Source organism: Pseudomonas sp. MMS21 TM103, assembly GCF_022132145.1.
GTDB lineage: Bacteria > Pseudomonadota > Gammaproteobacteria > Pseudomonadales > Pseudomonadaceae > Aquipseudomonas.
In genome coordinates this window covers 317419-331212 of record NZ_JAJISP010000003.1, presented here as the reverse complement: position 1 = coordinate 331212, position 13794 = coordinate 317419, and the positions used below count along the sequence as shown (strand labels likewise).

Sequence of the window (13794 nt, the reverse complement as noted above, 5' to 3'; positions counted from 1 at the left end):
ATGAGCACTCATACATTCAAGCCCGATCTACCGCCACCGCTGCTGAGCGTCGGCGTACTCGGTTGGCTGCGCGCCAACCTGTTCTCCAACTGGTTCAACAGCCTGCTGACACTGTTCGCCGCCTACCTGATCTGGCTGATCGCACCGCCGATCATCCAGTGGGCCTTTATCGATGCAGACTGGGTGGGCACGACTCGGGCCGACTGCGACTCGGGCGGGGCTTGCTGGGTCTTCATCCAGCAGCGTTTCGGCCAGTTCATGTACGGCTTCTACCCGACCGAACTGCGCTGGCGTGTCGACCTGACCTTGTGGTTGGCCGTCATCGGTGCCGCTCCGCTGTTCATCTCGGCAATGCCGCGCAAGGCCGTGTATGGCCTCAGCTTCCTGGTGGTGTATCCATTGCTGGCCTACTGGTTGCTGCATGGCGGCTTCTTCGGCCTGAGCACGGTGGCCACCAGCCAATGGGGTGGCTTGATGCTGACCCTGGTGATCGCCGCCGTGGGGATCGCTGGCGCCTTGCCGCTGGGCATAGCGCTGGCGCTCGGACGGCGTTCGGACATGCCGGCGATCCGGGTGATCTGCGTGACCTTCATCGAGTTCTGGCGCGGTGTGCCGTTGATCACGGTGCTGTTCATGTCGTCGGTGATGCTGCCGTTGTTCCTGCCTGAAGGCATGAGCTTCGACAAGCTGATGCGCGCGCTGATCGGGGTGATCCTGTTCCAGTCGGCCTATATCGCCGAAGTGGTGCGCGGTGGCCTGCAGGCCATTCCCAAGGGTCAGTACGAAGCCGCTGCGGCCATGGGCCTGGGTTACTGGCGGATGATGGGCCTGGTGATTCTGCCGCAGGCGCTGAAGCTGGTGATTCCCGGCATCGTCAACACCTTTATCGCGCTGTTCAAGGACACCAGCCTGGTGATCATCATCGGCCTGTTCGACCTGCTCAACAGCATCAAGCAAGCCACCACCGATCCGGTTTGGCTGGGCATGGCCACCGAAGGCTATGTATTCGCCGCCCTGGTTTTCTGGGTTTTCTGTTTCGGCATGTCCCGCTACTCCATGCATTTGGAACGTAAGCTGAACACTGGCCACAAGCGTTAGGAGTTATTTCAATGGCTGTAGCAAAAAAACAAACCAGCGCTGAATCGATGATCCTGATGGAAGGCGTGCACAAGTGGTATGGCGAGTTCCACGTGCTCAAGGACATCAACCTGAACGTCAAGCCGGGCGAGCGTATCGTGCTCTGCGGTCCATCCGGCTCCGGCAAGTCCACCGCCATCCGCTGCATCAACCGCCTGGAAGAACACCAGCAGGGGCGCATCGTGGTCGATGGCACCGAACTGACCCATGACCTCAAGCACATCGAGGCGGTTCGTCGCGAAGTGGGCATGGTGTTCCAGCACTTCAATCTGTTCCCGCACCTGACCGTGCTGCAGAACTGCACCCTGGCGCCGATGTGGGTGCGCAAGTTGCCCAAGCGTCAGGCCGAAGAAGTCGCCATGCACTTCCTCGAGCGCGTGCGCATCCCTGAGCAGGCCCTCAAGTACCCGGGGCAGTTGTCCGGCGGCCAGCAACAGCGCGTGGCGATTGCCCGGGCGCTGTGCATGAAGCCGAAAATCATGCTGTTCGACGAACCGACCTCGGCCCTCGATCCGGAAATGGTCAAGGAAGTGCTGGACACCATGATCGGCCTGGCCGAAGACGGCATGACCATGCTCTGCGTGACCCACGAGATGGGCTTCGCCCGCACCGTGGCGAACCGGGTGATCTTCCTCGACAAGGGCGAGATCGTCGAGCAGGCCGATCCCGAAACCTTCTTCAACAACCCGCAGAATGAGCGTACCAAGTTGTTCCTCAGCCAGATCCTGCACTGAGAACCCGTGGCAATGAAAAAAGGAGCCTTCTGGCTCCTTTTTTCATTCAGCGCGTCAGGCGCCCGGCATTGTTACATCCGTGGGTAATCGATATAGCCAACCGCCCCGGAACCATAAAAGGTTGCCGGCTGCGGCTCGTTTAATGCGGCGTCCTCGGCGAGGCGGGCGGGCAGGTCCGGGTTGGCGATAAAGGGGATGCCGAAGGCCACTGCATCGGCCTTGCCGCTTTCCAGCCAGGCGTTGGCCTGCGCCTTGGTGAAGCGCTCGTTGGCGATGAACACGCCGCCGAAGGCCTCTTTCAGGCGTGGCGACAGGCTGTCGTCGGCCTCCTTCTCGCGGGCGCAGATGAAGGCGATGCCGCGCTTGCCCAGTTCCCGGGCGACGTAGGTGAAGGTCTCGGCGCGGTTGCTGTCGCCCATGTCGTGGCTGTCTGCGCGCGGCGCCAGGTGCATGCCGACCCGGCCGGCGCCCCATACCGAAATCACCGCATCGGTGACTTCCAGCATCAGCCGCGCGCGGTTTTCCAGGGAGCCGCCGTAGCGATCGGTGCGCTGATTGGTGCTGTCCTGGAGGAACTGGTCGAGCAGGTAGCCGTTGGCGCCGTGGATCTCTACGCCATCAAAGCCGGCAGCCTTGGCGTTTTCCGCACCCTGGCGATAAGCCTCGACGATATCGGCGATCTCCTCGGTTTCGAGGGCGCGTGGGGTGACGTATTCAGTGATCGGACGCACCAGGCTGACATGGCCGGCCGGTGCGATGGCGCTGGGTGCAACCGGGGCGGCGCCATTCAGGTAGCTGGGGTGGGAGATGCGGCCGACATGCCAGAGTTGCAGGACGATCTTGCCGCCGTGGGCGTGCACCGCCTTGGTGATATTGCTCCAGCCGCGTACCTGGGCATCGGACCAGATGCCGGGGGTGTCCGGGTAGCCGACGCCCATCGGAGTGACCGCGGTGGCCTCGCTGATGATCAGGCCGGCCGAGGCGCGCTGCACGTAGTACTCGGCCATCAGCGCGTTGGGCACGCGCCCGGCGTCGGCGCGGGTGCGGGTCAGCGGTGCCATGATGATGCGGTTGGCGAGCTCCAGCTCGCCGATCTTGATCGGGTCGAAAAGCGTAGGCATTGAGTATTCCTCGGTCGGGGGAGCGGAAGTTTGCGAGCGTTTAGAGCTCTTGACTGATATGGCGCAGGAACACCTGGATGGTCTCTTCGTTGCGTTTGAAGAAATGCCACTGGCCAACCTTCTTGCTGGTTACCAGGCCGGCACGTTGCAGGGTCGCCAGATGGGCCGATACCGTCGATTGCGACAGCCCGGCACGTTGATCGATCTTGCCGGCGCACACGCCGAGTTCCAACGGGTGGTCCTGATCGGCGAAATAAGCCTCGGGGGTCTTCAGCCAGTGCAGGATGTCGCGGCGCGCCGGATGGGCCAGGGCTTTGATCACTTCATCGATGTCGATGGGCATGTGGGCAGTTTCCAAGGTTGCTGTAGTGCTATTTCGCGATGGGACAAACTGTATATCGGTGCGTGGCGATACACAGATCGTTTACGCCGATAGTGCTCATTGCCCGCACTGATGTGTAAGCTCTGACCTATGAACTACCTCGCTCATCTGCATCTTGGCGGCAATGCGCCGGCGCAACTGCTTGGCAGCCTGTATGGCGATTTCGTCAAAGGCCGGCTAGTCGGGCAGTGGCCTGCGGACATCGAAGCCGCGATCGTCCTGCACCGGCGTATCGATGTCTTTACCGACAGCCATGCGCTACTGGCCCAGGCCCGGGCGCGCTTCCCCGCCGGACGCCGACGCTATGCCGGGATTCTCCTGGATCTGTTCTTCGATCACTGCCTGGCGCTGAATTGGCCGGAGTACACCGACGAGCCGCTGACGCAATTCACTGGGCGGGTGTATCGGGTCCTGGCCGACGAGCCGGTTTTGCCCGAGCGTCTGGCGCTGATTGCGCCCCGTATGGCGGCCCAGGACTGGCTTGGCAGCTACCGCGATTTTGCCGTGCTGGAGCAGGTGATTGCCGGTATGGGCCGTCGGCTGTCCCGTCCTGGCGTGCTGGATGGCAGCCTGCTCGAGCTGGAGCGTCTGTATGTACCGTTAAGTGCGGACTTTCGCGCCTTCTACCCCGAACTGGTCGAGTTCGCCCGCCGCTTGCGGGGGGAGTCCTAGCCCGCAAGCAATCCGGGCCCCATAGGATGGGGGCGGGCGGCCATCCGTCGGGCCGCGTAGGTTGAGGGTAGCGTTACCCATCGGGCGCCTGATTCATCCTGCGATCGTGCTCCTTGAGTGCCCTAGTTTGCTGCGTGACAGCGCTTCGTCGCAGTAGCCGGAATTCCCTTACAGCCCCTTAGCCCACCGCATGAGGATGCAGGTGAAAGCGGCGGATCACCGCCTTCTCCAGCTCGGCGACGCTGAACAGCAGCAAACCAGCCAGCACTACGCGCAGCCATTCGGCGCCACCCAGTGCGCTGGAGCCGAATACCTGCTGCATGGGGGGCGCATAGGTGAACAACAGTTGCAGCGCCAGGCACACGGCGATGGCCAGCAGCACCTTGGGGTTGCCGAGCAAGCCCTCGCGACTGAGGACCGAGGCGAAGATATGCCGGCTGTTCACCAGGTAGAACATCTCGCACATCACCACGGTGTTGACGGCCATGGTGCGCGCGCTTTCCAGGCTGTTGCCGTGCCGCATTTCCCAGAGAAACAGGCCGAGGGCGCCGCCCATCATCAGCAGCGAAACCATCAGCACACGCCAGACGAAGAAGCCTGTGAGCAGCGGCTCGGCCGGCGGGCGTGGGGGACGGCTCATCAGACCTTGCTCGGACGGTTCGAAAGCGAGGGCCAGGGCCAGGGTGATGGAGGTGACCATGTTGATCCACAGCACTTGGACCGGGGTCAACGGCAGATTCAGCTGGAACAGGATGGCGGCGATCACGATCAGGGCTTCGCCGCCGTTGGTGGGCAGGACGAACAGGATGAATTTCTTCAGGTTGTCGTAGATCGCCCGACCCTCGCGCACGGCCCCGGCAATGGTGGCGAAGTTGTCGTCGGTGAGGACTATCTCTGCCGCTTCCTTGGCCGCCTCGGTGCCCTTGCGGCCCATCGCCACGCCGATATCCGCACGCTTCAGCGCCGGCGCATCGTTGACCCCGTCGCCGGTCATCGCCACCACTTCGCCGCTGGCCTGCATGGCCTGCACCAGGCGCAGTTTGTGTTCCGGGCTGGCGCGGGCGAACACCTCGATGCCGGCTAGCAACTCGCGCAGGCGGCGTTCGTCGAGCAGTTCGATTTCGGCGCCGGTCAGGGCCGGCCGGCCAACCCCGATGCCCAGTTGCGCGCCGATGGCGCGGGCGGTTTCGACATGATCGCCGGTGATCATTTTCACCGCGATGCCGGCGCTGCGGCATTCGGCCACCGCGGCGATGGCCTCTTCGCGGGGCGGGTCGATGATGCCGAGCAGGGCGAGCAGGGTGAAACCCTGTTCCACATCGGCAAAACTCAGGCTGCGTTGCTCGGCATCGGCCGGGCGGCTGGCAATGGCCAGCAGGCGCAAGCCATGGGCGGCCAGGTCAGTGGCCTGGCGCCGCCAGTAGTCCGCATCGAGCGGCTGGTCGCCGTCGCCAGTGCGTTGCTGGCTGCACATCTCCAACAGTCGCTCGGGGGCGCCCTTGAGGTAGATCAGCCCATGACCGCTATGGTCATGGTGCAGGGTGGCCATGAAACGGTGTTCCGACTCGAAGGGAATGGCGTCGCTGCGCGGCAGCTCGGCCTGCGTCTCCAGTGCAGCGAGGCCGGTTTTCAGGGCCAGGGTGGCGAGTGCGCCTTCGGTCGGGTCGCCGTGCAGCAGCCAGTTGCCGGCGGCGTCCTCCTCCAGTCGGGCATCGTTGCACAACAGCGCCGCGCGGCCGATCTCGAGCAGGGCCCGATCGATCTCCAGGGGCGCGCCAGCGAGATGAAAGCCTCCGGCGGGGGCGTAACCGACACCGCTGACGTCGATGATTCGGTCGGCGCTGACCAGCCGTTGCACGGTCATCTCGTTGCGGGTCAGGGTGCCGGTCTTGTCCGTGCAGATCACGGTGACCGAACCGAGGGTTTCCACCGCCGGCAGGCGCCGTACGATGGCGTTTTGCCGGGCCATGCGCTGCACGCCGAGGGCCAGGATCACCGTCATGATCGCCGGCAATCCCTCGGGAATCGCCGCGACGGTCAGCGCCACCACCATCATGAATGTCTGCGCCGGATCCTGATCGCGCCACAGGGTGCCGAGGGCGAAGGTGACGACCGCCAGGATCAGCAGGGCCACGCTCAGCCAGCGGCTGAAGCCGTCGATCTGCCGCAGCAGCGGGGTGGTCAGCGGCTGCACCTGTTGCAGCATGCTGCCGATGCGTCCCAGTTCGGTGGCCGGGCCTGTGCCCACCACCAGGCCGAGGGCCTGACCGCTGCTGACCAGGGTGCCGGAGTAGGCCATGCAGCGGCGGTCGCCGAGCACGGCGTCGGCGGCCGAGCGGGCGATGGATTTCTCCACCGGTACCGACTCGCCGGTCAGCGCCGCTTCCTCGACGACGAAATTCTTCACCTTGAGCAGGCGCAGGTCGGCCGGCACCTTGTCCCCGGAGACCAGGGCGACGATATCGCCGGGAACCAGCTGTTCGGCGGGGATTTCCCGGCGTTCGCCATCGCGCAGGACCATGGCATGCAGCGACAGCATGTCGCGAATGGCGTCCAGGGCGTGCTCGGCCTTGCCCTCCTGAATGAAGCCGATCAGCGCATTGATCAGCACCACGACGAGGATCACCGCAGTATCCACCCAGTGCCCGAGCAGGGCGGTGACCGCCGCCGCGGCGATCATCATGTACAGCAGCAGGTTGTGAAATTGCAACAGCAGGCGCAATAGCGGGCCGCGGCGCCTGGGCGGCGGCAGGCGATTGGCCCCATGGCGTTGCAGGCGTGCCGCAGCCTCGTTCTCGGCGAGGCCAGTCGGGTTGCTGTGCAGGTTGTCGAGGGCCTGTTGCGTATCGAGGGCGTGCCAGTCCGATTCGGTGTGAGCCGGTTGTCGGGTGTCCATTCAGCCTTCTCCATGATTGCACTGTTGGCACAGTAGTCTTATTCACGGAGCCTGCGCTGATCTGCATCAAAACCGCCGGGCATGTTCTGCGCTCGAATGACTGGACACGCACAGCCTGGCATGGTGAACGAGATGATCAAGCTACTGGTGGCGACCGACCTTTCCCAGCGTTCGGCGCATGCAGTGGAGCGTGCTGCCCGGTTGATCGAAAAGCAGGGTGGCGGCGACTGGACCCTGGTGCATGTGGTCGATGACGATGCGCCGAAGGACTTCGTCGCCGAGCATGTGCGGCGCATCGAGCGGTTGCTCGATGAGCAGGCGGAGCAACTGGCCAAGCAGGCCGGCAGCCGGCCGCGGGTGCTGGTCAGCAGCGGCGAGGTCGAACCGATTATCTTCGAGGCGTGCCTGGGTATGGGCGCCGACCTGCTGGTGGTTGGCAGTCACCGCAAGACGCCGCTGCGCGACTTGTTTCTGGGCACCACTGTGGAGCGCCTGATCCGTGGCAGTCATCTGCCGGTCCTGCGCGTCGCGCAGCCGGCCACTGCCGATTACCGGCATGCCATGGCTGCGCTGGATCTGTCACCCGGCGCGGTGCACGCCATGAGCAGTGCACAGCGACTGGGCCTGCTTGACCTGCAGCGCTGCACGGTGCTGCATGCCCTGGTGCCCTTTCCCAGGGGTAAGCTGACCGAGGCGGCGATCGATCATCGCGTGCTCGAGAGCCAAGCCAAGGACGCCTTGCTGACGTTGTGTACCAGCCTGGAGGACGCTGGTCTGGCGCTGCCCGATAGCAGCCTGCGGGTGCGTGAAGGTGAGCCCCAGGAGGTGATTGCCCAGGAATTGCTGGAGACCCAGGCCGATCTGCTGGTGATCGCCACGCATGGACGCAAGGGGCTGCCGCGGTTGGTGCTCGGCAGCGTCGCCGGGGCGCTGCTGGCCGAGTTGCCGTGCGACATCCTCTGCGTGCCGCCACAGGGCTGATTTACGCAGCCTGAGCTTGCGCTTCGCAGTCCGTCGCCAGGGCGCTGGCCACGGCTGCGTGAGCACGGCGTGCCAGTTGGTTGCGATTCAGGGTGGCGCTGGCAATCGGTTGCAGCAGGTGAATCTGTACGTCGATCGGGTCACTGGCGAGCAGGCGCAACAGGTGCGAGAGCATGTCGTCGTCACCGATAAAGGGCGTGATCATGCAGGGCTGGCCGTCGCGCAGGTAACGGATGGCGACCGGTTGCAGCGCCACCCCGGTATCGATGGCGCTGCTCAGCAGGCGGCCATGGAAGGTGCGCAGGACTTGACCGTCGGTGGTGGTGCCTTCCGGGAAGATCAGCAGGGGCCGACCCTGCCCCAGGTGGTGGCCGAGTTGCTGGTTGAGCCGATTGCTGTCCGCCGCACCGCGGCGGATGAACAGGGTGCCGGCCTGGTGCGCCAGCCAGCCGGCCAGCGGCCAGGCACGGACCTCGGCCTTCGACAGGAACGACAGCGGCGCGAGCATGCCGAGTAGCGGGATATCGGTCCAGGAGATGTGGTTGCTGACCCACAGCATCGGCTCCTGCGGCAGTTCGCCGTGCACGCTCAGGCGGAACGGCAGGGCATTGCTCATGCGCGCGAAGAACCAGCGGCTCAGGCGCTGGCGCAGGCCCATCAGGTCCTGCCGCAGCAAACGCTCCAGCAGACTCAACACCCCGGCCAGTGGGGTGACCAGGCCGATGATGGCGAGCAGGCGCAGCATTCGCAGGTACAGGCGCAGCTTGTTCATCGAGTACTCCGGGCGGACGACATGGCCCGGCACTGTCTACACAGGCCGGGGCGCTCCTGCAAGTGCTGCTGGATCAGACCGCCGCCTTGAAGTGGCGCGCGTAGCGCGGGCAGAGTTCGTCGCGCTTGAGCAGGATGAACACATCGGCCACCTGGAAGTCGGGATCCCAGCACGGCTCACCGCAGATTTTCGCGCCCAGGCGCATGTAGGCCTTGAGCAGCGGGGGCATCTCGGCGATGACGTTGCTCGGCACCTCCAGGGCCGGCAGCGGCGTCTTCGGCTCTGCCCGCAGGTGCTCGGTGCACAGGTAGCGTTCGCGCAGGCGCTGCATGATCGCCTGGGCCTGGACGCCGCCGTCCTGCATGGAGATGCTGGCGCAGCCCATCAGGTAGCGGTAATCGCCCTGGTTGAGGACGTCGGCCAGTTCGCCCCAGAGCACCGCGATGGTGGCGCCGTTGCGGTAGGCGCTGTCGACGCAGGTGCGGCCGATTTCCAGCACTGGGCCTTGCAGGTGCTGCAGGCCGTGCAGGCTGAACTCCTCTTCGCTGTAGAACCGGCCCAGGCCGGCGGCGGCCTGATGATCGAGCAGGCGGGTGGTGGCCACCAGCAGGCCGCTGTTCAGATCACGCACGCCGATGTGCTGGCAGTGAATGTCGTAGTCATCCATGTCCAAGCCGAGTTCGGCACCCTTGAGCTTGGCATCGAATTCGGCGCTGAACACGCGAAAGCGCAGGGCCTGGGCTTCACGCAGGGCAGCAGGGCCGACGAGTCGCTCGGCCTGCAAGCGACGTGCTGGGGTGGTGCGGTCGCGGGTGATTGCCATTTGGGTCATGCCGTCATCTCCGTTGGCCGGCTTTTTGTCTTGCAGCCGGTCGATCTTGTTGGGCAAGCTCAGGCTAGGTAGCAGCGGTGTCACCCCTGTGAAGTTTTGGTGATGCTTGTGTGACAGCCGCTTGCGACTCCAACCCGGTAGAGGAACTGCGTATGCCCTGGCAAAACCTGTTGCAAACCCACCAACGCCTGCCGGCCGCCAGCAGCCTGGAGGCGTGGTATGCCGCGCTGCTGGCGCGGCTGGGCACGCCGTCGCCATTCGAGTTGGCCTTGCTCGGCGGGCGTTTGGCGGCGACTCCGGGGCTGGCCTTCCTCGCCGGCTATCAAGGCGCTCTGCGCAAGCTCTGGCTGTCCGCGCCCTGGTCGCTGGGCGCGCTCTGTGTCACCGAGAACAAAAGCGTGCGCCCGGCGGATATGCAGACCCGGCTGAGCGGCCTGCAGCTGCATGGCCGCAAGGATTTCGTCACGGCCGGCGATGCCGCCGACTGGTTGCTGGTCGCCGCCCGCGAAGAGCTGCCGGCGCAACCTGTGCGCTTGGCCCTGGGCGTGGTGCGCAATGGCGATCCCGGGGTGCGTGTCGAGACGCTGCCGAGCCTGCCCCTGATGCCCGATATCGGTCACGCCCGCCTGTATCTGGATGGCGCCCACTGCGAGCGCCTGGCCGGCGATGGCTGGGACGACTATGTGAAGCCTTTTCGCAGCATCGAGGATCTGCACGTCCTCACCGCCGTGGGCGCCTGGCTGTATGGCGTGGGGCAGGAATCGAACTGGCCGCAGGCCTTGCAGTTGCGTCTGCTCGGGCTGCTCGCCGGCTGCGCCGAAGTGGCGCGCAAAGACCCGGCGCAAGCCGCCACGCACCTGCTGCTGGCCGGGTTGTTCGCCCAGTTCGCCGCACTGGACGTCGAGCTGCACGCGGCCTTCGCCGCCGGGCCGGCGGATTGGGCCGCCTTGTGGCAACGCGACCGCGGCCTGCTGTCGCTTGCCAACTCCGCGCGCGGCAAGCGCCTGGCCAAAGCCCAGGCCGCCTTGGGCCTGCACCTGTAGGAACTTGCCCTGGCACGGCGAGGCGGCGACGCGGCTGCAAAATTCAGCGGCGTACTGCGGCGCGAGTACGGCCCACCTTGGAGCCTGCGGCCAACCGCTTGCAGGCTAAAGCCGGGTGGGTTCAGGCGCGTAGCGAACAGTCCACCAAGCCGGCAGTGCGCTCCGGCAGTCCTCAGCCTGCGTGCGCCTGGAGGCGCGGGCTTGCTCGCGATGCCGTTGCTTGCGAACCAGGATCAGGCGCTGTTTAGCGTCATCGACGGCATGCTAGGGTGCCGCTTTGTCATCCGCGGAGGCACTGCAATGCCCGTATCCCTGCTGCATCGGTTCGGCTTGATCATCGCCATGGCGAGCGGCGCCGGCCTCGTCCAGGCCGAAAGCTGGCCGGCTGCCGATTGGGCCCTGGAGCCCGTGCCTGCGACTCCGGCCATCGCCGAGCTGGAGGCCTATGCCTTTCCACCCCGCGACGAGGCACAGCGCACGGGCGTGCGCACCGATGCCTTGCTGGTCATCCGTGATGGCCTAGTGGTTTACGAGCGTTACGCCGGACCGACTGGCGCCGATACACCGCACCTGACCTGGTCGATGAGCAAGAGCCTGCTCGCCACCACGCTGGGAGTTGCCTACGGCCAGGGCCGCTTCAAGCTCGATGCGCCAGTGGCGCAGTATTACCCGCCGTTCGCCAGACATCCGGGGATCAAGGTCGGCCACCTGCTCAACTGGGCCTCGGGTCTGGACTGGCGCGAAGACTACGAATATGCGCCGCTGAAATCCTCGGTGGTGGCCATGCTCTATACCCGCGGCCGCACGGACATGGCCGCCTTCACCGCCGCGCACGCCGACGCTGTGGCGCCGGGCACACGCTTTCGCTACTCCAGTGGCGACAGCAATGTGCTGTCCGCCGCCCTCAAGGGCATGGTCGGTGCCGAGGCCTATGCGGACTATCCCTGGACCGCGCTGTTCGAGCCACTCGGCATCACCTCGGCGGTCTGGGAAACCGATCCCGCCGGCACCTTCATTGCCTCCTCCTATGCCTACATGAGTGCCCGTGACCTGGCCCGGGTTGGCCTGTTGATGCTGCGCGATGGCCGCTGGGGCGAGCAGCAGTTGCTGCCGCCGGCCTGGGTCGCCTTCAACCGCACGCCCTTGGCCACTTACCAGGCGGATGCCGCCGAAGCGGGGGACGCCGTGCCGGGCGGGCACTGGTGGTTGAACGCCGAGCTGCCGGGCGCGGCCAGACCCTGGGCGGATGCACCGGCCGATGCCTTCGCCGCACTCGGTCACTGGGGTCAGGGGCTCTATGTGTTGCCAACGGAGAAACTGGTGATCGTGCGCTACGCCGATGATCGCGACGCCAGCTTCCAGGACAACCAACTGCTCAAGATGGTCGCCAGCGCCTTTGCCCGCGAGGTACAGCCATGATCCGTCGTCATCCGTTGCGCACGCTGCTGCTGGTGCTCGTCCTGCTGGTGCTGTGGCTCGGCTGGCAGAATCGGGCGCACCTGCAGGCCTTCCCCGACATCATCAGCGCCTATACGGCCAAGGAATATTGTTCCTGCCGCTATGTGATGAACAACCCCGCATCCTACTGTGACGGCTATGTCAGCCAGTATGTACCGGTCAGCCAGTTGCTCGATGACCAGAGCCGCAAGCGGGTCACCGCCAGTGGCCTGGGTCGCAGCAATAGTGCCGTCTGGCTCAGCCCGCGGCAGGGCTGCCAGTTGCTACCCGCAGCGTCACTTTCGCCACTGCCGTGAGCGGCTGTGATAAGAAACGCTGGCCTATCGCGGCCTCGCGACGGCGCTCGCTATTACGCAGCCGCTGAGCGATCAGGCGCAGCGGGCTTTGCAAGGCCGCCACGGGCGACTATCGTGGCGGCCTCGACGCTCAACCTATGGGGATTTATGCGAATCCGCCTTACCCGCTCCTTGTTGCCGGCTGTGTACTGATGCCAGGAATGGTTTTCCCCTGGAGTAGCGGTAACCAATTTGCCTTGCTCAACGACGGCCCGACCTTCTTCCCGCGGATGATCGAGGCCATCGACGCTGCGCGTCAGTTGGTCGCGCTGGAGCTGTATCTGGTGGCCAGTGGCGCCTGCACGGATGCCCTGGTGCAAGCCTTGTGCGCGGCGGCGCAGCGCGGCGTCGCGGTGCGCTGCCTGTTCGACGACTACGGTTCCCAGGAACTGCTCCAGGTCGATCGCCAGCGCCTGAGCGCTGCGGGCGTGCAACTGCGGCGCTATAACCCGCTGCGCTGGCGCCGCGGTATGCGAAATTTCTACCGTGATCACCGCAAGCTGTTACTGGTCGATGGTCGGCAGGCCTTCATCGGCGGCACCGGCGCGACCGATCAATTCTGGCTGCCGGGCGAAGCGGATAGCACCTGGCGCGAGGTCATGGTGGAGATCGGCGGGCCGCTGGTGACGGACTGGCAGACCCTATTCGACCGCCAGTGGCATGCCCTGCAGACCCGGTTTGCCTGGCGGCCGAGACCGACCCCCGGGCTGAAACGCTTGCCGCTATCGCCACCAGTGGGTCAGGGCCTGGGCCGGGTAGCCTACGCCGATGCCCGCCAGCACCGCGACATCCTGCAGTCGCTGGTGCGGGCGTTGTGCGGCGCCAAGCAACGCATCTGGCTGGCTACGCCTTACTTTCTGCCGACCTGGAAAGTCCGTCGCGCCCTGCGCAAGGCGGCTGAACGCGGGGTCGATGTCCGTCTGCTGCTCAGCGGCCGCCACACCGACAACCCGCCGGTGCGCTTTGCCGGCCAGCGCTACTACCCGAAGCTGCTCCGGGCCGGGGTGCAGATCTTCGAATACCAGCCACGTTTTCTCCACCTGAAAATGGTGCTGGTGGACGACTGGGTTAGCGTCGGCTCGTGCAACTTCGACCACTGGAACCTGCGCTTCAATCTCGACGCCAACCTCGAAGCGCTCGACCCGGAACTGACCGCCGCCGTGGTCGCCAGCTTCCAGGCGGATTTCGCCGACAGCCTCGAGATCAGCCAGGAACTCTGGCACGCCCGGCCCTGGTGGCGGCGCTTGCAGGAGCGCTTGTGGGGGTGGTTGGACCGGCTGGTGGTGAACCTGCTCGACCGCCGTCGCTAGCTGGCCATTGCAAAACTACTGCGCTCGAAACGCCTTGCCTGGCCTTCGCGTGCCGCGTGTTTCAACGGCCGCCATGCAGCCTCTCGCCCGAGTGCAGCAGCCCGACGTGCGGGCGTGTTTC

General features: G+C 65.3%; 13 protein-coding genes. 8 read left to right on the top strand and 5 right to left on the bottom strand.

The window, feature by feature from the left end:
• Positions 1–1098 carry an amino acid ABC transporter permease gene (locus LJY18_RS12660; RefSeq protein ID WP_238042174.1) on the top strand — a complete coding sequence of 366 codons (1098 nt, stop codon included), beginning with the start codon at positions 1–3 and terminating at the stop codon, positions 1096–1098.
• A gap of 11 nt (positions 1099–1109) precedes the next feature.
• Positions 1110–1871 carry an amino acid ABC transporter ATP-binding protein gene (locus tag LJY18_RS12655; RefSeq protein WP_300657466.1) on the top strand — a complete coding sequence of 254 codons (762 nt, stop codon included), beginning with the start codon at positions 1110–1112 and terminating at the stop codon, positions 1869–1871.
• Between the two features lie 71 nt (positions 1872–1942).
• Here the strand turns inward: LJY18_RS12655 and LJY18_RS12650 are convergent, their stop codons facing one another.
• Positions 1943–2992: an alkene reductase gene (locus LJY18_RS12650; RefSeq protein ID WP_238042173.1), complete on the bottom strand. Its 1050-nt coding sequence runs from the start codon at positions 2990–2992 to the stop codon at positions 1943–1945.
• Positions 2993–3032: 40 nt separating this feature from the next.
• Positions 3033–3335 carry an ArsR/SmtB family transcription factor gene (locus tag LJY18_RS12645; protein ID WP_238042172.1) on the bottom strand — a complete coding sequence of 101 codons (303 nt, stop codon included), beginning with the start codon at positions 3333–3335 and terminating at the stop codon, positions 3033–3035.
• Between the two features lie 129 nt (positions 3336–3464).
• Between LJY18_RS12645 and LJY18_RS12640 the strand changes: the two genes are divergently transcribed.
• The gene (locus LJY18_RS12640; protein ID WP_238042171.1) at positions 3465–4046 is read left to right on the top strand and encodes an acyl carrier protein phosphodiesterase; all 582 of its coding nucleotides are present in this window, start codon (positions 3465–3467) and stop codon (positions 4044–4046) included.
• A gap of 178 nt (positions 4047–4224) precedes the next feature.
• On the opposite strand, the gene LJY18_RS12635 is transcribed toward LJY18_RS12640, so the two are convergent.
• Entirely contained in the window at positions 4225–6942 is a 2718-nt protein-coding gene (locus LJY18_RS12635; RefSeq protein WP_238042170.1) for an HAD-IC family P-type ATPase, read from the bottom strand.
• 132 nt (positions 6943–7074) lie between these two features.
• Between LJY18_RS12635 and LJY18_RS12630 the strand changes: the two genes are divergently transcribed.
• Positions 7075–7923, top strand: coding sequence for a universal stress protein (locus LJY18_RS12630; protein ID WP_238042169.1), 849 nt, complete (start codon positions 7075–7077; stop codon positions 7921–7923).
• A 1-nt stretch (position 7924) separates the two neighbouring features.
• Here LJY18_RS12630 and LJY18_RS12625 read toward each other — a convergent pair whose 3' ends face one another.
• Positions 7925–8695 (bottom strand): lysophospholipid acyltransferase family protein, encoded by a 771-nt coding sequence (locus tag LJY18_RS12625; protein WP_238042168.1) that lies wholly within the window; start codon positions 8693–8695, stop codon positions 7925–7927.
• Positions 8696–8768: 73 nt separating this feature from the next.
• Entirely contained in the window at positions 8769–9527 is a 759-nt protein-coding gene (olsB, locus tag LJY18_RS12620) for an L-ornithine N(alpha)-acyltransferase (protein WP_238042167.1), read from the bottom strand.
• Positions 9528–9679: 152 nt separating this feature from the next.
• Between olsB and LJY18_RS12615 the strand changes: the two genes are divergently transcribed.
• The 4 genes from LJY18_RS12615 (at position 9680) to LJY18_RS12600 (ending at position 13673) form a co-directional block, all read left to right on the top strand.
• A complete protein-coding gene (locus LJY18_RS12615; protein ID WP_238042166.1) occupies positions 9680–10570 on the top strand; it encodes an acyl-CoA dehydrogenase family protein in 891 nt (296 codons plus the stop codon).
• Positions 10571–10870: 300 nt separating this feature from the next.
• Positions 10871–11989 (top strand): serine hydrolase domain-containing protein, encoded by a 1119-nt coding sequence (locus tag LJY18_RS12610; RefSeq protein WP_238042165.1) that lies wholly within the window; start codon positions 10871–10873, stop codon positions 11987–11989.
• A complete protein-coding gene (locus LJY18_RS12605; RefSeq protein ID WP_238042164.1) occupies positions 11986–12324 on the top strand; it encodes an amidase in 339 nt (112 codons plus the stop codon). Before LJY18_RS12610 ends, LJY18_RS12605 begins: the two co-directional genes overlap by 4 nt.
• Positions 12325–12515: 191 nt before the next feature.
• On the top strand, positions 12516–13673 hold the full coding sequence (locus LJY18_RS12600; RefSeq protein WP_238042163.1) for a phospholipase D-like domain-containing protein: 1158 nt from the start codon (positions 12516–12518) through the stop codon (positions 13671–13673).
• Positions 13674–13794 lie beyond the last annotated feature (121 nt).